Genomic DNA, 17,536 nt, shown 5'->3' on the forward strand with positions numbered 1-17,536 from the left:
GGTGCGATTGCGGCAGTTTCCCGCATCCCAGGAAGCATGGAGGTCTGGTGGGTTGCGCCCAACGGGTCGGTACAGGACGCCTACTGGTACGTCGATGTAGGGTGGAGGCGTTTTGAACTCGCGCCACCCGGTAGCGCGAGTGGTGCGAGTGGTGCGATCGCAGCGGTCTCCCGTATCCCAGGCAGCATGGAGGTCTGGTGGGTTGCGCCCAACGGGTCGGTACAGGACGCCTACTGGTACGTCAATGTGGGGTGGAGGCGTTTCGAACTCGCGTCACCCGGTAGCGCGAGTGGTGCGGTTGCAGCAGTCTCCCGCATCCCAGGCAGCATGGAGGTCTGGTGGATTGGGCCCAACGGCTCGGTACAAGATGCCTATTGGTACGAAAGGAACAACTGACACTGCTTGAATGGGCCTGTCCCTAAAACGTATCCATTGCTGCCGAGCGACAAACCGTCGGTTGACAAGCCATCAACCTTGCAATCAAATCTCGACCTATAGGCACACTGAGTGTCTGTCAATAAAAGCCCGCCCTGCATCGCTCGGCGGGCTTTTCGTTCCCGTCACATGCCACCTACTCCCAAACACCGAAGTTCCATTCCGGGGTGCCACATGCTCCCGGCCGCGGGTCGATGCAATCCCGCCGCGTCTGCAGATGGGCGTCCTGCAAGTCTCGCTGGACAACGTTGCGTCGACCTATGAAGGTCCGGCCCGCGACATAGAGCGGGCTAATTTGTCCAACACGCCCTACAGGCTGTCCGATGCGGGCATGAGTGCGGTGGACGCGCCCGTGCAATTCGGGTTGCCGGTGCTGGTGTAGCGGCCATAGGCCAGGTCGGCGGAGGCGTGCGTACCCGGGGAGGGAATAGAACCACTGGCCGTCGACAACTGCACCGTGTACCAACCCTGGGAGGGAGGGACGGGAACAACAATCAGTGGCAAGGTACTGCCGGCCCGATTGTCGCTGCGCCACACCGTCCCATCGGGGCTGGTCAAAACCATCTCAAGGTCGCTTGTCTGATTGAGAACGTCAAGCCGCAGGCAGGACGCCGGTGAACTGTGCACTTGGATCACGAAGGGTAGGACGCTACCTCCCGGATTGGTGCTGCTGGAGAGGATGTTGGTATGCAGTATGGTCGCTCCACAATTGAGAGCAGTGCATGTGGACGGTGGAGTCCAAATCTGGGCGCCGGCTATGGCGGACGGTGTACATAGGAACGCAGCAGCGGCGCTTGCCGCGAGCAGCTTGGTCGTCAGAGGGCGTGCCATGGCATATCTCCTGGTGATGGCGAACGGACCGCGGCCGGTGACAATATGCACACCGCGGCTCCGATGCACGAACTGCGGCACCGGCTGGAAAGCGAACGGGCTTCCAACGAACCGGGCCGGGAACTACTCATCTTCAATGCCGGGGCTATGACCCGACTGTAGATAGAGCGGTAAACAGTGCCAAGCTGCCCACCTGGCCCAGTCACGGTGTCGTCACTGTGGGCCGGTGCGAGCGGTATCCGATCAACCCATGGAGCCAGAAGCGCGAGACACCTGTCAAGCGCATCATTGGCGGGCGCCTTGAGAAGCTGCGACGCGAGCTGTTCAAGCGCAACCCGCTGTGGCCGAGCGTGAAAGGTGAGTGCGCGTGAGACTGACTACTCAGCCCTACCAAACCGTGCCGCTGTATGAATGCAGCAGGGATGGATGAGCGTACCGCCGTTGGAAGGTCGCATCGGTGGCCGCATACAGTGGCTGAGACCGTCGCTGCATGCACAGGGACAGCTAAAAAATTTGCCCCATAACGCGAGCTGCGCCGAGGCAGCGCCACGGCGAATCTTGGCGAACGCGCATGCGAATCGACGCATCGTCTTGCTGCCACATCGGCGGTGCCGTGAGCTCTGATCTGCTCATCGATCGGGTCGAGAGCGGGCGAGAGGTGGGAATACCGCACCCTGTGACAACCAGCTCTAACGAACGCCTCTGCTTCCTTCTAGGCTCGCCTATGTGGGTTGCCCGGTGCATTGCCGCCGGTGGAAACCCACCTACGAAACTCATGGAGGACATGATGGCTGAGCAGCAGCAACCCCCTAAACCGAGCTTCAATGGAGGTAAGGACCCCGCGCGAGAGGGTGAGGCACAGACACCCGGTAGTGCGCGCTCCAGGCGGGCTACTGGAATGCCAGTTCCGATCATTGGCGACACTATGCGGGCGGATACGCCGGTGAGCAGCGAGGTCGGGCTCGGCAACACCATCGAGAGCATGGCGCCCCCCGGCATGCACGCCACGCACGCGAACACAACGAAGCGGGTCGCGCAAACCGACGGAACCAGACGGACCGGTATGCCGCTACCGGTAACCCTTGCCGAAACGATCCGGCCGGCCTCGGAGCAGGTCGGCGCCCAACAAGCCGACCCTCTCGAACCTGGCCGGCTCGAAGTGTTCGTCACCAATCCACAATCAACGCTATTTCACATCTGGCAGGATGCCACCGGCTGGAGCAACTGGGGCTCGCTCGGAGGCTGGATGGACCGGCTCGCGGTCGGGCGCAATGCCGACGGCCGGCTGGAGGTGTTTGCGAGAGGCAACGACGGTGCTCTCTGGCATATTTGGCAGACTTCCCCGGGCGGATCGTGGAGCAACTGGGCCAGTTTGGGCGGCTGGTTCGACATGATCGGCACCGGGCCATTCGAGCAGCCGGCGGTCGTTTCGCGAAACGCCGATGGCCGTCTGGAAGTATTTGTCCGCGGCAGCGACGGGGCTGTCTGGCACATCTGGCAGTTAGCACCAAACAGCGGCCGCTGGAGCGGCTGGACGTCGCGGGGCGGTTGGGTCGACCTCTTGGCCGTCGGGCAGAATGCTAATGGGTACTTGGAACTGTTTGCGCGTGGCATCGACAAAGCCTTGTGGCACCAATGGCAATATTCCGGCGGATGGAGCGGTTGGGAATCGCTCGGTGGTTGGATTGATCGGCTTGCTCTCGGGCGCAATGCGGATGGCCGCCAGGAGGTCTTTGCGCGAGGCGTTGACGGTGCTGTGTGGCACATCTGGCAGGTCGCACCCAATGGCACCTGGAGTGGCTGGTATTCCCAAGGAGGATGGGTTGACCTGCTGACAATTGGTGCGAATGCCAACGGGTATCTGGAGATTGTGGCGAGTGGCCTCGACAGGGCGGTGTGGCACAAGTGGCAGAGTGCCAGCGGCTGGAGCGATTGGTACTCGCTGGGTGGATGGGTGGATCGACTCGCGCTCGGGCGCAACCACGACGGTCGGCAGGAGATCTTTGCGCGCGGCAACGACGGCGGTCTTTGGCATAAATGGCAACTCGCGCCCAATGGCGGCTGGAGCGACTGGGCCTCGCGCGGTGGCCAGATCAATCTGCTTGCGGTCGGGAAAAACATCAACTGATCGCAGCACAGGACCAGAACCTATGAAGTAAGCAGGCACCAAAGGGCTCGACCAGCGCGTCGGCAGAACTTCACGAAGCATGGAGCAGGTGTCACGAGCGGAGGCGCACCACGGGCAAGGAGGCGCGCTGCTATTCGCATCAAACGGGTGGTTGACACCGTCCCCTTGATGTAATCAAATCTCGTCCCACAGGCACACTGAGTGTCTGTCGCTCAAAGCCCGCCCTGCATCGCTCGGCGGGCTTTTTCGTTCCCGCCGCATGCCCCCAGCTCCCAAACGTCGCTGCACCTACCCCGGGTGCAACGCGCTGAGCACCACCGGCCGGTGCGAGCGGCATCCGATAAAGGCATGGAGCCAGAAGCGCGAGACGCCGGTGAAGCGCGTGACGGGCCGACGCCTGCAGGAGATGCGGCACCAGCTGTTTACGCGCAACCCGCTGTGCGCCGAGTGCGAGCGGCAAGGGCGCGTGACACTGGCCACGCAACGCGACCACATCGTGCCGCTCTGTGAGGGTGGCAGCGATGAGCCCGAGAACATCCAGGGGCTCTGTGCCCCCTGCCACGGGGAGAAAACCCTCGCCGAGGCCCTGAGAGCCCGCACCAGACCGGTGCCCTGACAGGGAGCAGAAGCGGGGAGGGGGGCCAGAAAAGTTGAAACGGTCTCTTCTGGAAACCGAGCCCCTCAGCGTTTTTTTGCATCCGCAATTGGAAATTTGGCATGGCGAAGTCGCGGACACCGTCGAACGTGCTTGCACTGCGCGGCGCCTTCAAGAAGGACCCAGCACGCGGCCGTGCGCGTCAGAACGAGCCCGATTCGAACGGCGACGTCGGTGAGCCGCCTGCGTCGATGGATGAAGAGGTCAAGGCCTGCTGGCGCGAGATCATGTCGCTCACGCACCCCGGTGTCGTCTGCAAGGCCGACCGCCTCGCGCTGGAGATGGCAGCCCACTTGCTGCACCAGCTGCGCCAAGCGAACTGGCTGATGCCGCCCGGCCTGCTCACCCGCTACGAAACCCTGATCGGCAAGTTCGGCATGACACCGGCCGATCGCTCCAAGGTGTCGGCCCCGAAGAAGGAGGACGACAACCCGTTCGCCAACCTGTGAGCCTCCATGTCCCACGTCCATGACGCGCTGAAGTACGCAGCCGATGTCACGGCCGGTAGGATCCCGGCGGGGCGCTACGTGCGGCGCGCCGTCGAGCGCCACCTGAACGACCTGAAGCGGGCGAAGAACAAGGCGTGGGCCTACACCTTCGACGCGGCGAAGGCCGAGCGCGTGTGCAAGTTCGTCGAGCTGCTGCCGCACACCAAGGGCCGGTGGGCCGCCAAGGGCGAGTGCATCCGGCTGCAGCCCTGGCAGAAGTTCATCTTCTGCGTGCTGTTCGGCTGGGTCCGCAAGAAGGATGGCCGGCGCCGTTTCCGCGCTGCGTATCTGGAGATCCCGCGGAAGAACGGGAAGTCGATCATCGCCGCGGGTGTCGGCCTCTACATGATGCTGATGGATGGCGAGTTCGGCGCCGAGGTGTATTCCGGTGCGACGACGGAGAAGCAAGCCTGGGAGGTGTTCCGCCCTGCCAAGCTGATGCTGGAGCGCACGCCCCAGCTGCGCGAGTTTGTCGGCGCCGAAGTGTGGGCGAAGGCCCTGGTCAAACCCTCGGACGGCAGCAAATTCGAGCCCATCATCGGCAACCCCGGCGATGGTTCCTCGCCGTCCTGCGCGCTCGTGGACGAGTTTCACGAGCACGACACGCCCGCGCTGTACGACACGATGGAAACGGGCATGGGCGCCCGCGAGCAGCCCCTGATGTTCGTCATCACGACGGCCGGCTACAACATCGCCGGCCCGTGTTTCGACAAGCACACCGAGCTGGCCCAGGTGCTCGACGGCGTGACCGAGAACGACGAGCTGTTCGGCATGATCTTCGGCATCGACCCGGAAGACGACTGGGCCGACCCGCAGTTGCTGATCAAGGCGAACCCGAACTTCGGCGTCTCGGTCGATGCCGACTTTTTGTTGAGCCAGCAGCGCCAGGCGATGCTTAACCCGGTGCAGCAGAACAAGTTCAAGACCAAGCACCTGAACGTGTGGTGCTCGGTGCTCGCCGGTCTGATGAACATGCAGCAGTGGGCCTTGTGCGCCGACCCGCTGCTCGACGAAGACGAGCTGATCGGCACGAACTGCTGGATCGCGCTCGACCTGGCGAGCAAGTCCGACCTGTGCGCCGAGCAGCGGCTGTACCGGCGCCTGTCGCACCGCAAGCCGCACTTCTACCTCTTCGGGCGCTACTGGCTGCCGGAAGCGGCGATCGAGGAACCGGGCCCGAACCACGCCAAGTATGTGGCGTGGGTGAAGAAGGGCCTGCTGACGCAGACGGATGGCGCGACGGTCGATTTCGAGCTAATCACCGAGACCGTCAAGGCGGATTGCAAACGGATCAACCCGAAGGAAGTGGTCTACGACCCCTTCAACGCGACGCAGCTGGCGCAGGCGTTGATGGCCGACGGCATCGAGGCGGTCGAGTTCATCCAGAACCCGGCCAACTTCGCCGTGCCCATCGACGAGCTGCAGGCGGCCGTCAAAGACGGCCGATTCCACCACGATGGCAACGAGATCACCACCTGGTGCATGGCGAACGTGGTGGCGCGGCGAACGAAGAAGGGGCTGTCCTCGCCCGTGAAGCAGAAGGGGCAGGACCACCAGAAGATCGACGGCGCCGTGGCGGCGTTTATCGCAATGGCCCGTGCGGCGGCCGTGGACGCGCCCGACGACGTGCCGGCCATCATCAACCTGGACTTGTGAGCATGGCGCTGACCTTCAACCTTACGGCCAAGCGGCACGACTCGCGCGTGCTCGGCGCCTGGTTGGCGTCGCGCGAGGGCGGGCCAGGCCGTGCGGGGATCAGAGCAGAGAACGGCAGCACCACTGGTCTCACGGCCGAGCAGCTGCTGAACGTGCTGGGCCTGGCCGGCGGCACGGGGGCCGGGGTGGCGGTGACCCCCGAGACCGCGATGCGGGTGTCCGCCGTCTACGCCTGCGTCTCCCTGATCGCAGGTGCCATCGCCTCGCTGCCGCTGGCGGTATACGAGCGTGACGGCGACGCGCGCCGCAAGGCGAAGCACGACTATTGGTGGCTGCTTAACGAGCAGGCGCACCCCGACATGACTGCCTTTGCCGCCTGGGAGTACCTGATCGGCGCTAAGCTGTTTTATGGCGATGGCTACGCGGAACTGCTGCGCCCCAGCCAGAGCAGCAACCGAATCACCGCTTGGCGGCCCCTTCACCCGCTGCGCGTGAAACCGTTTCGGGACAGTCGCGGCGTGTTGCTGTACCGCGTCACCCCGGAACATGGCCCCGCCTACGTGCTCGATAGTGCCGATGTCATCCACCTGCCGAGCCTCGGCTTCGATGGCCTCACCAGCCCGAGCCCGATCACCTACGCAGCGCGCGAGGCGATCGGAATTGCACTCGCCGCCGAAGGCTACAACGCCCGCTTCTTCGGCGAGGGCGCCACCTTCGACTACGCGCTCAAGACCGAGTCGAAGCTCGGCCCGGAGCAACTGGAGACCCTGCGTACCTCACTGCTCGCACGGATGACCGGCGGCAAGAACAGCCGAGCGCCGCTGATCCTCACCGGCGGTTTGGAGCCGGCACAGCTGTCCGTCAACCCGAAGGACGCCGAGATCCTGGCGACGCGGTTGTTCACGGTCGAAGAGATCTGCCGCATCTTCGGCGTGCCGCCGCACATGGTGGGCCACACCGACAAGACGACGAGCTGGGGCAGCGGCATCGAGCAGCAGGGCATCGGCTTCGTAAAGTACACGCTGCAACGCCACCTGACGCCGATCGCTCAGGAGTTCAACCGCAAGCTGTGGCCGGTGCGCGAGCGCTATTTCGTGGAGCATGTGACGGCCGCGATGGAGCGCGGCGACCTGAAGAGCCGCAACGAGGCCTACCGCATCGCGCTGGGCCGGGCCGGCGAACCGGCCTGGATGAGCGCGAACGAAGTCCGCCGGCTCGAAAACCTGCCGCCCATCGAAGGCGGCGACACCATCCACCAAGGAAGCCCGAATGAACCGCCTCCTGAAACTACTGGCTGACAACCGGCGGGCTCCCTCGCGACGCTTCGAAGTGGTGGCCGCGGAGCAGGGCGATGGCGCTGAGGTCTTCCTCTATGACGCCATCGTTGACGACGAACTGGAGGCCGAATACTGGGGCGGCGTGTCGCCGCAGAGCTTCGTGAAGGCCCTGCGCGGCATCACGGCGAGCACGATTCACCTGCGCATCAACAGCCCCGGCGGTAGCGTGCCGGCGGCGCGCGCCATCGAGCAGGCCTTGCGTGAGCACCCGGCCCGTGTCGTCGTGCACATCGACGGCCTGGCCGCAAGCGCGGCGACCTTCATCGCGATGGCGGGCGACGAGGTCGTCATAGCCAAGGGCGCGCTGTTCATGATCCACAAGGCGTGGACGGTCGCCTGGGGCAACAGCGACGACCTGCTCAGCACGGCGGCGCTGTTGGAGAAGATCGACGGCACCCTGGTCGAGACCTATGCCGACCGCACGCAGCAGGACCCGAACCAAATCGCCGACTGGATGGCGGCCGAGACCTGGTTCACGGCGCAGGAGGCGGTCGAGCACGGATTCGCCGACCGGCTGGCCGATGCCGAAGCGAAGGCAAACGGTGGGTGGAACCTGAGCGCCTACGCGAAGGCGCCCTGTCCGGTCCCGGCGCCCACATGTCGGGGTCCATTGGCAACACCATTGGACCGTGAGCCAGCGGCTTCGGTGGACTACCGAGAACGCCAGCGCCTGCGTCTCGCAGTGCTGACGAGACTACTGCCTAGGTAGGCGTGCTACTTGGAAAGCTTCGCGTACCAGATGATCGAGAACTTGTTCGGCACCTTGTAGGTGATGATGGATAACTTGTTGTCTACGAACACCATCCCGAACGAGCTTGCCGGGTGTCCCTCTCGTTGGTCGTACAGCCAGATGATGTTGACTGTGTCAGCTGGATCCTTGAAGGAGGTCCATGGTTGGCCGAACGAGGCGATGAGATCTTTGCCGTTAAAGGACTTCGCGGCGCTATATCGCCTCAGCTCGTCCAAGTTCTTCTGTTCCGTCGGAGTCAGGCGAAGCGCCTTCTCCCGCTGCTTGTCGAGCGCGTCACAGGTCGCTGTCTCGCCCCACCGGCAGACCGTGAACTGACCGTCGATGGTCAGCATGTCTCGTGCAAGCGATTGTTCGCAGAGTGCCACGAGGACCATGGCGAGACCGAGCTGGACGGCGCTTCGAAGCGTTCTCACTTTGTCTGTTCTTTCTGAGGGATGGAGAGACCGGTCGGTAAGTGTCGCTGTTTTTCGCCATCGTCAGCGAGCGCCAGAACCGCCCATACCCAGCGCGTGAAGCATTAGTTCTCGCTCCACGTCGTCTCTGATGCAAGCCGGAACAGCGATCGGCCGTGCTCCGACGTTCTCGACCCCGAACCAGGCCCGCCCGCTCAAGGCGGGCTTTCTCTTTTCCAATGCTGAAAGGATCCTCATGAGCAAACTCGCTCAACTGCGCGAGCGCCGCAATGCCAAGGCCGTCGAAGCCCGCACGCTCAACGACCGCTACCCCGCCGAGCAGCGCATGCCCGCGGCCGAGGCCTCGCAACTCGACGCTCTCCTGGCCGAGATCGAAGCGATCGACGGTGAGATCGGCCGCGAGACGCGCCTCGCCCAGCTCGCGGCCGAACAGACCGACATGCTGCTGAACCGGACGCGCGAGCAGGCGACGCGGGACCCCTCGCGGCACAGCGACCACAGCAGGGCCCTCAAAGCCTTCCTGGCCGGCGGCCTGGCAGCCCTGTCAGACACGCAACGCGCCGAGCACCAGATGCGCGTGACGCCCGACATCCAGCAGAGCATGCACTCGACGCTTCACGCGGCGATGAGCACGGGCGTGCCGGCCGAGGGTGGCTACACCGTCGCGACGGAATACCAGCGCCAGCTGGAGACCGCGATGAAGGACTACGGCGGCATCTTGCAGGTCGCCAGCATGATCCAGACCGGCAGCGGCGCGGTGATGAACTTCCCGACCGCCGACGCCACGTCCGAAGAGGGCGAGATCATCGGCGAGAGCACCGACGTCACCGGTGGGGACACCCAGTTCGGCAACGCGCAGCTGACCGTCTACAAATACTCGTCGAAGAAGATCGCGCTGCCGTGGGAGCTGATCCAGGACAGCTTCATCGACATCGAGCTCTACATCCAGGAACTGCTCGCGCTGCGCCTGGGCCGCATCCTCTCGAAGCACTGCACCATCGGCTCAGGCGCCGGGCAGCCGCGGGGCATCCTCACGGGCTCGACGCTGGGCAAGGCCGGCGCAACCGGTCAGACCGTGACGGTCACGTACGACGACCTGGTGGACCTGGAGCACAGCGTGGATCCGGCCTATCGCCGCATGCCGGGCACCGGCTGGATGTTTCACGACCAGACCCTGAAGGTCGTGCGCAAGATCAAGGACAGCAATGCTCGCCCGATTTTCGTGCCGGGCTACGAGTCCGGCTCGCCGGGTGGCGCCCCCGACACCTTGATGGGACGGCCGATCACGATCTCACAGGAGATGCCGGTGATGGCGGCGAACGCCAAGTCCATCCTGTTCGGCCTGCTGCGCAAGTACATGGTGCGTCGGGTGATGGACCTGACGATGTTCCGCATGACCGACAGCGCCTTCACCTTGAAGGGGCAGGTCGGCTTCGTGGCGTTCCAACGCCTCGGCGGCAACCTGATCGACGCAGGCGGCGCAGTGAAGCACTACGCGAACTCGGCGACCTGATACGAAAGGCGCGGGAGCGATGCCAATCCTCAAGATCACCGACGCCACCGTGGAGCCGATTGACCTGCAGGAAGCGAAGCTGCACCTGCGGGTGGACGGCGACGAGGAAGACGTCCTGATCGCGCAGCTGATCAAGACGGTGCGGATGGCGTGCGAGGCCGAGTGTCGGCGCACCCTGATCGAAACGACGCTGGAACTGGTCGCCGATGCCTTCTGCGACGTGCTGTCGCTGTTCCTGCCCCGCGTGATGGAGGTGCTGTCCGTGAAGTACATCGATCCGGCTGGCGCGGAGCAGATCCTCAGGCCGGCAGCCTACCAGCTCGACAAGGACAGCGAGCCGGCCCGGTTGCTGCCGGGTTACGGAGCGGGTTGGCCGGCGACGCGCCCACAGCCGGGGGCAGTGCGGGTGCGCTATCGCGCCGGCTACGGCACCAGCGCGGCCGACGTGCCGCCGCCCCTCAAGGCCTGGATGCTGCTCCACCTGGGCCATCTCTACCAAAACCGGGAAGCGAGCACCACCGGCGGGGTGCAGCCGCTCCCGTACACCGACAGCCTGCTCGATCCCTACCGGGTGTGGGCCTGAAGGGGAGGACATGACCGTTCGATTGCTCACCACCTGGGACCGGTATCCCGCGAATGCGGTGGTGTCGCTCGATGCCGGCACGGAAGCCGGCTTGGTGAAAGCCCGCCTGGCCGATACCAATACCGCGGCCGGCGTTGTCTGGCGCGAGCCCGAGGCCGAGGTTGTCGACGGCGGCGCGGTCAAATGGGTCGTCAAGGGCAGCGGCGTGCGCGGGCTGCGGGGACCCGGCGGCGAAGTGGTGCCGCTGCCTTTGCCCGCCAGTGCCTCGGGTGGCAACCGCACGGTGCTCTTCGGCTCGTCGTCGATGGAGAAGCACCACGAGGTCGGCAACAGCGGCGGCGTCAACCGCGTCGCGGCGACCGCGAAGGGGCCGATCCACTGGCTCAATGCGATGCTCGACCGCCGCTTCCACATCGTCAAGAACCTCGGTGTCGGCGGCCACACGACGGTGCAGATGCTCGCGCGTGTGCCGCTGGTGCTGGACGAGGAGCCGGACCTGGTCTGGTTCCACGGCGGCATCAACGACCTGTTCATGAACGGAACCCCAGCGGCGTCCGTTTTTGCCAATGCGGTCGAGATTTTCGTGGCGCTACTCGCCCGCGGCATCCGGCTGATCGTCTGCGCCCCACAGCAGTGGTCCACAGCGGACGCCGCCTACTCCGCGGCCAAGCTGCAGCAGTATTTCGCCTATGTCGAGCTGCTGCGCAGCTACGCGGCCGGCAAGCGCAACGTGCTGTTCCTGAACTGGCCGGCGGCCCTGGTGGACCCAGCCAGCGACGTCGGCGAAGCGCTCCCCGACCATTTCGAGGACACCAAGCACTTGAGCAACCTGGGCGCCTACAAGGTGGCCGACGCCTGCTTCGAAGCGGTGGACCTGTTCACCCGGGACATGGTGCACAACGAGCTCGACGAGTGGAACCACCTGGCCGATACCGGGATGACCGCGACGAAAGCGGCGACAGCGCCGGTGAACGGCACGACCTGGGACTCCTTCAACGTGACTCGCGTGGCAGGCACACCGGGCGTCGTGTGCTCGATGGCGTCGGCGCACGACGGGCTGGGTCTGGCGCAGCGCCTGCAGATCACGGCGAACGCGGCCAACGACCGAGTGAACGTCACGATCCCGAGCTCGCACCTGCTGCCGCTGGTCTCGGTGGGGGACCGTATCAGCTTGGAGATCGATGTGTGGGTGACGTCCTCGTCGTCGCTGCGGGCGCTGCCGTTCTACGCGGTGCGCAACAGCGGCAACCTCAACATCATCGACATCAGCCGGGACCTGGTCACGCCAGCCAACGACCGGGCCTTGCCGGGCGGCGCCTTGCGACCGCTGCGGCTGGGCACCCCTTGGTGGGAGGTGAGCAGCGGCACCACGTCGCTCGACGCCACGCTGGCGCTGCTGTTCAACGGTGCCGGCTCGGCGGACATCCGGCTGTCCCGGCCGCGCCTGCGCAAGGCGCCCAACGCCGCCTTGGTGTACTGAGGGCCGGTGCATGACCGCCGGAGAACTGGACCAGCGCATCACCCTGCAGCGCCGCGGCACGGTGAAGGATGGCTATGGGCAGGAGGTCGTGGCCTGGGAGGACGAGGCGGCGGTGTGGGCCAAGGCCGAGCCACTGCAAGGCCGCGAGTTCTTCGCGGCGGCGCAGGCGCAGTCCGAGGTGACGGTGCGCTTCACCATCCGCTACCGGCCAGGCGTCGTGCCCACGCTGCGGGTGCTGTGGCGCGGGCAGCCGCACGGCATCAGCTCGGTGATCGACGTGAAAGGCAAACGGCAGTGGCTGCAGCTGATGTGCAGCCAGGGCGTGCGAGACGGGCGAGGGGAGTAGGGCATGAAGGGACTCCACAGCGTCATCGACGCGCTGCGCGGACTGCCTGACGAGCTGCGCCGCAAGGTGCTGCGGCGCGCGCTCGCGGCCGGCGCGCGAGTGGTGCGGGACGAAGCCAAGCAGCACGCGCCCGTCCTCAGCAACGAGCGCCCGGTGCCGTACCGCGCGCCTGGCACCGTGCAGAAGGCGATCGCCGTGCGGACCAGCAAACGGGCGCGGCGCGCGGGCGACGTCGGCGTCTTCGTCAATGTGCGCCCCGCCAAGAAGGGCCAGCGCGGCGCCACGAGCCCGACGGACCCGTTTTATTGGCGGTGGTTGGAGTTCGGCACGACCAAGCTGGAGGGCAGGGGTTTCCTGCAGAAGGGGGGGCAGCGCCTCGGCGACGCCCTCAGCAAGTTCACCCAGGTGGCGGGCCCGGCCATCCAGAGACTGAATCGACCCAAATGAGCGCTGAAACCGACTTCCGGGCCGCCCTGGTCGAGCATGCCCCGCTCTTCGCCCTGGTGGGCGACCGCATCGCCGCGAACGCCGTGCCCGAGGGGACGCCGCTCCCCTACATCGCCTTCAGCAGCACCCATGAACCGGTGTACGGCCTAGACGGCAGCAAGCACGCTGGCCGCGTGACCTTCGAGGCGCAATGCTGGGCTGAGAGCCAGGCGCAAGCCGACGCGGTCGCCGATGCCGTCGAGCAGGCAATGGCGCTGGCCGCCGGCACGGTGCGCACCCGGGCCACTGGCTACAGCGGCGAGCTGGACCTTGATGCTGTGGTTCTGACTGTGGAGTGGTGGGCCTGACGAATCCCCGGCCCCCTTGCCTAGCGGGATGAACAGTATTCGAGGAGCATGCGGAAGTCCTCAGATGGCCCGAAGTAGTAGTGGCGCAGTTCGGCGATGACACCTGCTTCACCCGTCGCGGCGCGACAGAACTCCCCTGGACCAGGGCCGGGCGCATAGAGGGAGACGGCGCAATGCCATATCCCCTCTTTGCCGAACACGAAGACGCCTGGCGCGTCACACTCGATGTCATCGCCAGCGGGGCCTTTCGTCCATACCTCGTAGTTTGGGATGCTGTTGCCACCGACCGTCTTGGGCTTGCTGACCACGTAGCCATCTGGAAAAGCGCAGTGATCGGCCTCGAAGTCGGGTGTGTCGGCAATGTACAGGCCAAGGGCGCGGATGGCCTCAATCGTTCCTGTCGAAAGCTTCATAGCTGCCTGTAGCCCAGTCGTGTCCAGTGATCTCAGAGGTGTGATGCGGCCGGTCCGGCATAGATCCAGAACTGCATCAACTGAGGATTTTCGCAGACCTCTTCCGGGGGGATGACTTGGGCGGGGAGCACCTCCTATCCTGTGCCCACTTCAACGTGCTACTCAGTGGAGGACAGACATGGAGTTAGACATTGCGAGACGCACCTGGACCTGGGTGGTGGAACACCGCAAAGACGTGATTTACCGCGTCGGTGTTGGCCTGCTGTTGTACGTGTGGCTCCGGCTCTACCCGTCCTATCTCTTGCTGGTCTATTCGGCAAAGCGAGGATTCCTGTCCTTCGACGTGCTGGCTGAAGGTATGCTGGGCATGAACACTGTCCTGACCTGGACGGGTTTCATGCTCTTGGCCCTCTCGTTCTACCAATGGGGCCTCCTTGCCCTGCTGACTCTGCGCCGACGCATTGATCTCAAGGTGCCGCGTCCTGCCTGGATTTTTATGACGGTCATGGCCTTGGTGGTCTGGATACCCTTCGGCCTCCTTGCCTTCTTCGGCAAGGAGCGGACCTGGGTGTTACTTGGCGCCTTCTCAATTTTCAGCCTGGCGCTTTGTGTGTCGTTGACTCTCTTCTTCCGCAAGACGGTGGCTGAGGCCGCGATAAATTGGGTTGCGCCGTTGTTCCTGCTCGCCGTGTCCTTGTTTCTGCCGGCACTCGGGCACGACTTCACCGCAGAGATCATGGACACCGGGTTCAGGCAGTACAGGGTGGGTGGTCAATTGCCCGTCAAGGTCGGACGGATAGAGGACGGTGCAGCTTCGCCGCAGACGATAACAGGGCGGCTCCTAATGCTAGGGGTGCGCAATGTCTACATTGACACCGGCTCCCCCGAGAAGCCCATACTGGTTGTTATCCCCAACGCGCAGAACTTGAAGATTGAAATTGGCAAGCGGAGAACCGATGCGGTGGCCGCTGATCCAGTCCCAGCCGTCTAGAGGCCGCACTGCGGTCGATATCCGCAAGGGTCGCCCACGAGGCGACCCTTTTGTCTGTGCAACCACCCGGCCGCCGCGCCGGGCTTCTTTTTTCTGAGTCACACACATGACCTATGCCATCGGACGCGGGGTCCGCATCGAAATCGGCACCACGGAAGGCTCGGCCAAGGCGGTCACAGCCGTGTCTGCCGCCAAGCCGCCCGTGGCGAGCAGCGTCGCCCACGGTCTGACCGCCAAGAGCGTCGGCTACTTCAGCACACTGGCGAACGCACCCCAGCTCGTCGGGCAAGCCTGCCGCCTCGCTGCGGTCACGGCCAACGACTTCACGCTGGAAGACCTGGACATGACCGGCAACGGCGCGGCCGGCGCCGGCAGCTTCATCCCGGTTACCGCCTGGGCCACGCTCGCCAGCACGGTGGACTACCAGATCAGCGAAGCGGCGGCCGACAAGCTCGACGTGTCGGTGCTGCTGGACGACCAGAAGCAGGAAGAAAACGGTCAGCTGGCGGCGCAGACCGTGAGCTTCAACGTGCGCACCGAGACCGTCGGCTCGGCCGCCATGCAGCGCGTGCGCGAGACTGCTCGTAAAGGCGACTACCTGGTGTTCCGCATCAGCTTCAAGGATGGCTCGGTCCGGGTCTTCCGTGGTCAGCCCTCGCTGCCCGGCGAATCGGTGGCCCAGGGTGCCGTGGGCAGCGGCAGCTTCAGCGTCACGATCAAGGGCTTCGTGATCGAGGGCGCCGCCTGATGAGCGCCGATGTCCTGATCCGCAAGCTGCGGGCGCAGCGCGAGTCCTGGGTGCCGGTGGCCGAAGGCAAGCGGGTGCGCATCATCCGCCCACCCGAGGCCGAAATGGTGCGTTTCATTGCCGACAAGGGCATGAAGGTCGAGGTGGAGCACGTGCGCGACTATGTCACCGGGTGGAGTGGCATCACCGAGGCCGATCTCCTCGGCGAGGCGGTCGGCTCCAGCGATGAAGTGCCCTTCGACACCGAGCTGTGGGCCGAGGTGGTAGCCGACCGCCTCGCCTGGCACAAGACGATCGCGACCGAGCTGCTGCGCGTCATCGCCGAGCACCGCTTCAGCTTGCAGGAAGCGGCAAAAAACTGACGGCCCTCCTGGACGCGGCGGCCGGCGTCCAGTACGAGGGCGAAGCAGCGCCTCAAGCCAGCCTTGAGGACCGCACTGCGATCACGGTCTGGAACTACCTGAGCAACGGCATGGGCGGCTTGGACTGGGCTGGCTTGCTGCTGGTCGTCGAACTGCTCGGCGTCAGCGACGTCGAGGCGCTGCTGCACCGGCTGCACATCATCAAGACGCACCGGCCCCCGAAGGAACCCGACTGATGGCACTCGCCACCCTCTCCATTGACCTTGAAGCGAAGTTGGCGAACTTCGAACAGGGCATGGACAAGGCTGCCCGCCTGGCCGACAAACGCGCGCAGGAGATTCAGGAAGCGCTCGAAGGCATCAAAGCCGGCGCGGCGATGGTGGGCGGTGCTATTGCCGGCGCTTTCAGCGTCGGAGCCATCGCCAGCTTCATCCACGGGACCGTCGGTGCGATCGACGCGCTGAACGATGTAGCGGACGCCACCGGCGACACCATCGAGAACATCTCCGGGCTGGAGAACGTCGCACGCCTCACCGGTGGCACGCTCGACCAGGTCGGTTCGATGCTGGTCAAGTTCAACGGTGTCCTGAAGGAGGCCGAGCCCGACAGCGCGATGGCGCGGGCCATTCAGGCGATCGGCTTGAGTGCCGAGGACCTGCGCCGCCAGGCCCCGTCCGAGGCCCTACGCCAGGTGGCCGCGGCCCTCTCGCAGTACGCCGACGATGGCACCAAGGCCCGTCTAGTGCAGGAGCTGTTCGGCAAGAGCGTGCAGGAGGCCGCGCCTTTCCTCAAGGACCTGGCCGAGGCGGGCCAGCTGACCGCCACCGTTACCAAGGAGCAGGCCGACGAAGCCGACCGGTACAACAAGGAGCTGTTTCAGCTGCAGACCACAGTGGGGGACGTCGCCCGCAGTCTCACCATGGCGCTGGTGCCGGCGCTCAACAACGTCACGCAGCAGATGCGCGACGAGGGCTTCCTGTCGCTGTTTGGCTTCGGCAAGGAGTTCAAGGCCAAGAAGGAGCTGGCCGCCATCGCGTCCGAGGTGATCCAGCTGAATAGCCACCTCAACCAGCTCAAGGCCGACCAGGCGGGCGGCATCGGCTACTTCGGCAACGCCGAGAAGGTCGCGGCGCAAATCGCGAACGTGACGCGCGAGCTGGACACCGCGAAAAAGAAGTTCAGAGAGGCGAATGCTGCTTACCTGGGCCTGACGGATGGCTCGGCCGGCGGCGGCCGGGGTTTCGTGAACCCCGGAGGTGGTGAAGCCGGTGCTGACCGCGCTGGACCTGGAGGAGAAGCCGAAGGCCGGCAAGACGCCGAAAGCGCGCACGGGCTCGGGGACGGACCTGGGTTTTGACTTCGAGCCGAGCAGCGAAGCCCAGCGCCAGGCCGTGAAGCTGATCGAAGCCCGTGACCTGAGCCGCGCCCAGGAGTACACGGCGGCGCTGCAAGTGCTCAACGAAGCCCTACGTGCGGCCTCCAGCGAGGAGATGCCGGCGCTGCAGTCGGCCATCGCCCAGCTGGGTGAGCAGTACAAGGACGTGTCCGAGGTGGGGCCGCTGCTTCCGCCGTAGCTGTTGAGCGGTCGGCAGCGCGTCAACGACGTACTGCT

At 65.0% G+C, this 17,536-nt stretch carries 21 protein-coding genes; 19 read left to right on the forward strand and 2 right to left on the reverse strand.

Annotated features, from left to right (window positions below):
* Positions 1–652: 652 nt before the first annotated feature.
* The 7 genes from OOT46_RS29820 (at position 653) to OOT46_RS29850 (ending at position 8,239) form a co-directional block, all read left to right on the forward strand.
* Positions 653–817: a hypothetical protein gene (locus tag OOT46_RS29820; RefSeq protein WP_265407262.1), complete on the forward strand. Its 165-nt coding sequence runs from the start codon at positions 653–655 to the stop codon at positions 815–817.
* Between the two features lie 1,392 nt (positions 818–2,209).
* Complete coding sequence (locus OOT46_RS29825; RefSeq protein WP_265407263.1) at positions 2,210–3,394, forward strand: hypothetical protein; 1,185 nt, start codon at positions 2,210–2,212, stop codon at positions 3,392–3,394.
* A 259-nt stretch (positions 3,395–3,653) separates the two neighbouring features.
* Positions 3,654–4,010, forward strand: coding sequence for an HNH endonuclease (locus OOT46_RS29830; protein ID WP_265407264.1), 357 nt, complete (start codon positions 3,654–3,656; stop codon positions 4,008–4,010).
* Between the two features lie 101 nt (positions 4,011–4,111).
* Positions 4,112–4,498, forward strand: a complete 387-nt coding sequence (locus OOT46_RS29835) for a hypothetical protein (RefSeq protein WP_265407265.1) — start codon at positions 4,112–4,114, stop codon at positions 4,496–4,498.
* A 6-nt stretch (positions 4,499–4,504) separates the two neighbouring features.
* Positions 4,505–6,193 carry a terminase large subunit gene (locus OOT46_RS29840; protein WP_265407266.1) on the forward strand — a complete coding sequence of 563 codons (1,689 nt, stop codon included), beginning with the start codon at positions 4,505–4,507 and terminating at the stop codon, positions 6,191–6,193.
* A gap of 2 nt (positions 6,194–6,195) precedes the next feature.
* Positions 6,196–7,491, forward strand: coding sequence for a phage portal protein (locus OOT46_RS29845; RefSeq protein WP_265407267.1), 1,296 nt, complete (start codon positions 6,196–6,198; stop codon positions 7,489–7,491).
* Positions 7,463–8,239: a head maturation protease, ClpP-related gene (locus OOT46_RS29850; RefSeq protein ID WP_265407268.1), complete on the forward strand. Its 777-nt coding sequence runs from the start codon at positions 7,463–7,465 to the stop codon at positions 8,237–8,239. The genes OOT46_RS29845 and OOT46_RS29850 overlap by 29 nt, the downstream gene beginning before the upstream one ends.
* A 5-nt stretch (positions 8,240–8,244) precedes the next feature.
* Here the strand turns inward: OOT46_RS29850 and OOT46_RS29855 are convergent, their stop codons facing one another.
* Positions 8,245–8,613 carry a hypothetical protein gene (locus OOT46_RS29855; protein ID WP_265407269.1) on the reverse strand — a complete coding sequence of 123 codons (369 nt, stop codon included), beginning with the start codon at positions 8,611–8,613 and terminating at the stop codon, positions 8,245–8,247.
* A 316-nt stretch (positions 8,614–8,929) separates the two neighbouring features.
* Here OOT46_RS29855 and OOT46_RS29860 point away from each other — a divergent pair, with 316 nt between their 5' ends.
* The 6 genes from OOT46_RS29860 to gp17 are packed head-to-tail and all read left to right on the forward strand — an operon-like array spanning position 8,930 to position 13,410.
* On the forward strand, positions 8,930–10,207 hold the full coding sequence (locus OOT46_RS29860; RefSeq protein WP_265407270.1) for a phage major capsid protein: 1,278 nt from the start codon (positions 8,930–8,932) through the stop codon (positions 10,205–10,207).
* Between the two features lie 19 nt (positions 10,208–10,226).
* Positions 10,227–10,790, forward strand: a complete 564-nt coding sequence (locus OOT46_RS29865; RefSeq protein WP_265407271.1) for a head-tail connector protein — start codon at positions 10,227–10,229, stop codon at positions 10,788–10,790.
* Between the two features lie 10 nt (positions 10,791–10,800).
* On the forward strand, positions 10,801–12,270 hold the full coding sequence (locus OOT46_RS29870; RefSeq protein WP_265407272.1) for an SGNH/GDSL hydrolase family protein: 1,470 nt from the start codon (positions 10,801–10,803) through the stop codon (positions 12,268–12,270).
* Positions 12,271–12,280: 10 nt separating this feature from the next.
* Entirely contained in the window at positions 12,281–12,616 is a 336-nt protein-coding gene (locus tag OOT46_RS29875) for a phage head closure protein (RefSeq protein ID WP_265407273.1), read from the forward strand.
* Between the two features lie 3 nt (positions 12,617–12,619).
* Positions 12,620–13,063 carry an HK97-gp10 family putative phage morphogenesis protein gene (locus OOT46_RS29880; RefSeq protein WP_265407274.1) on the forward strand — a complete coding sequence of 148 codons (444 nt, stop codon included), beginning with the start codon at positions 12,620–12,622 and terminating at the stop codon, positions 13,061–13,063.
* Positions 13,060–13,410 (forward strand): tail completion protein gp17, encoded by a 351-nt coding sequence (gp17, locus tag OOT46_RS29885; RefSeq protein ID WP_265407275.1) that lies wholly within the window; start codon positions 13,060–13,062, stop codon positions 13,408–13,410. The genes OOT46_RS29880 and gp17 overlap by 4 nt, the downstream gene beginning before the upstream one ends.
* Positions 13,411–13,430: 20 nt before the next feature.
* Here gp17 and OOT46_RS29890 read toward each other — a convergent pair whose 3' ends face one another.
* A complete protein-coding gene (locus OOT46_RS29890; protein ID WP_265407276.1) occupies positions 13,431–13,823 on the reverse strand; it encodes a hypothetical protein in 393 nt (130 codons plus the stop codon).
* 178 nt (positions 13,824–14,001) lie between these two features.
* Between OOT46_RS29890 and OOT46_RS29895 the strand changes: the two genes are divergently transcribed.
* The 6 genes from OOT46_RS29895 (at position 14,002) to OOT46_RS29920 (ending at position 17,498) form a co-directional block, all read left to right on the forward strand.
* Complete coding sequence (locus tag OOT46_RS29895) at positions 14,002–14,814, forward strand: hypothetical protein (protein WP_265407277.1); 813 nt, start codon at positions 14,002–14,004, stop codon at positions 14,812–14,814.
* Positions 14,815–14,920: 106 nt separating this feature from the next.
* Complete coding sequence (locus OOT46_RS29900) at positions 14,921–15,562, forward strand: phage tail tube protein (RefSeq protein ID WP_265407278.1); 642 nt, start codon at positions 14,921–14,923, stop codon at positions 15,560–15,562.
* Entirely contained in the window at positions 15,562–15,924 is a 363-nt protein-coding gene (locus tag OOT46_RS29905; RefSeq protein WP_265407279.1) for a hypothetical protein, read from the forward strand. The genes OOT46_RS29900 and OOT46_RS29905 overlap by 1 nt, the downstream gene beginning before the upstream one ends.
* A 110-nt stretch (positions 15,925–16,034) precedes the next feature.
* On the forward strand, positions 16,035–16,160 hold the full coding sequence (locus OOT46_RS29910) for a hypothetical protein (RefSeq protein ID WP_265407280.1): 126 nt from the start codon (positions 16,035–16,037) through the stop codon (positions 16,158–16,160).
* Complete coding sequence (locus tag OOT46_RS29915; RefSeq protein WP_265407281.1) at positions 16,160–17,281, forward strand: hypothetical protein; 1,122 nt, start codon at positions 16,160–16,162, stop codon at positions 17,279–17,281. The genes OOT46_RS29910 and OOT46_RS29915 overlap by 1 nt, the downstream gene beginning before the upstream one ends.
* 34 nt (positions 17,282–17,315) lie before the next feature.
* Positions 17,316–17,498 carry a hypothetical protein gene (locus OOT46_RS29920; RefSeq protein WP_265407282.1) on the forward strand — a complete coding sequence of 61 codons (183 nt, stop codon included), beginning with the start codon at positions 17,316–17,318 and terminating at the stop codon, positions 17,496–17,498.
* The last annotated feature ends 38 nt before the right edge of the window (positions 17,499–17,536 follow it).

The organism is Aquabacterium sp. A7-Y, from assembly GCF_026153205.1.
In the GTDB taxonomy this organism is placed as follows: domain Bacteria; phylum Pseudomonadota; class Gammaproteobacteria; order Burkholderiales; family Burkholderiaceae_C; genus Caldimonas.

Bases quoted from the DNA above. Each gene is read 5' to 3' on its own strand.
- gp17 (WP_265407275.1), top strand. From the start codon at position 13,060: ATGAGCGCTGAAACCGACTTCCGGGCCGCCCTGGTCGAGCATGCCCCG.
- OOT46_RS29820 (WP_265407262.1), top strand. From the start codon at position 653: ATGGGCGTCCTGCAAGTCTCGCTGGACAACGTTGCGTCGACCTATGAA.
- OOT46_RS29875 (WP_265407273.1), top strand. From the start codon at position 12,281: ATGACCGCCGGAGAACTGGACCAGCGCATCACCCTGCAGCGCCGCGGC.
- OOT46_RS29900 (WP_265407278.1), top strand. From the start codon at position 14,921: ATGACCTATGCCATCGGACGCGGGGTCCGCATCGAAATCGGCACCACG.
- OOT46_RS29855 (WP_265407269.1), bottom strand. From the start codon at position 8,613: ATGCTGACCATCGACGGTCAGTTCACGGTCTGCCGGTGGGGCGAGACA.
- OOT46_RS29915 (WP_265407281.1), top strand. From the start codon at position 16,160: ATGGCACTCGCCACCCTCTCCATTGACCTTGAAGCGAAGTTGGCGAAC.
- OOT46_RS29860 (WP_265407270.1), top strand. From the start codon at position 8,930: ATGAGCAAACTCGCTCAACTGCGCGAGCGCCGCAATGCCAAGGCCGTC.
- OOT46_RS29880 (WP_265407274.1), top strand. From the start codon at position 12,620: ATGAAGGGACTCCACAGCGTCATCGACGCGCTGCGCGGACTGCCTGAC.
- OOT46_RS29845 (WP_265407267.1), top strand. From the start codon at position 6,196: ATGGCGCTGACCTTCAACCTTACGGCCAAGCGGCACGACTCGCGCGTG.
- OOT46_RS29910 (WP_265407280.1), top strand. From the start codon at position 16,035: ATGGGCGGCTTGGACTGGGCTGGCTTGCTGCTGGTCGTCGAACTGCTC.
- OOT46_RS29840 (WP_265407266.1), top strand. From the start codon at position 4,505: ATGTCCCACGTCCATGACGCGCTGAAGTACGCAGCCGATGTCACGGCC.
- OOT46_RS29895 (WP_265407277.1), top strand. From the start codon at position 14,002: ATGGAGTTAGACATTGCGAGACGCACCTGGACCTGGGTGGTGGAACAC.
- OOT46_RS29830 (WP_265407264.1), top strand. From the start codon at position 3,654: ATGCCCCCAGCTCCCAAACGTCGCTGCACCTACCCCGGGTGCAACGCG.
- OOT46_RS29850 (WP_265407268.1), top strand. From the start codon at position 7,463: ATGAACCGCCTCCTGAAACTACTGGCTGACAACCGGCGGGCTCCCTCG.
- OOT46_RS29870 (WP_265407272.1), top strand. From the start codon at position 10,801: ATGACCGTTCGATTGCTCACCACCTGGGACCGGTATCCCGCGAATGCG.
- OOT46_RS29835 (WP_265407265.1), top strand. From the start codon at position 4,112: ATGGCGAAGTCGCGGACACCGTCGAACGTGCTTGCACTGCGCGGCGCC.
- OOT46_RS29905 (WP_265407279.1), top strand. From the start codon at position 15,562: ATGAGCGCCGATGTCCTGATCCGCAAGCTGCGGGCGCAGCGCGAGTCC.
- OOT46_RS29865 (WP_265407271.1), top strand. From the start codon at position 10,227: ATGCCAATCCTCAAGATCACCGACGCCACCGTGGAGCCGATTGACCTG.
- OOT46_RS29890 (WP_265407276.1), bottom strand. From the start codon at position 13,823: ATGAAGCTTTCGACAGGAACGATTGAGGCCATCCGCGCCCTTGGCCTG.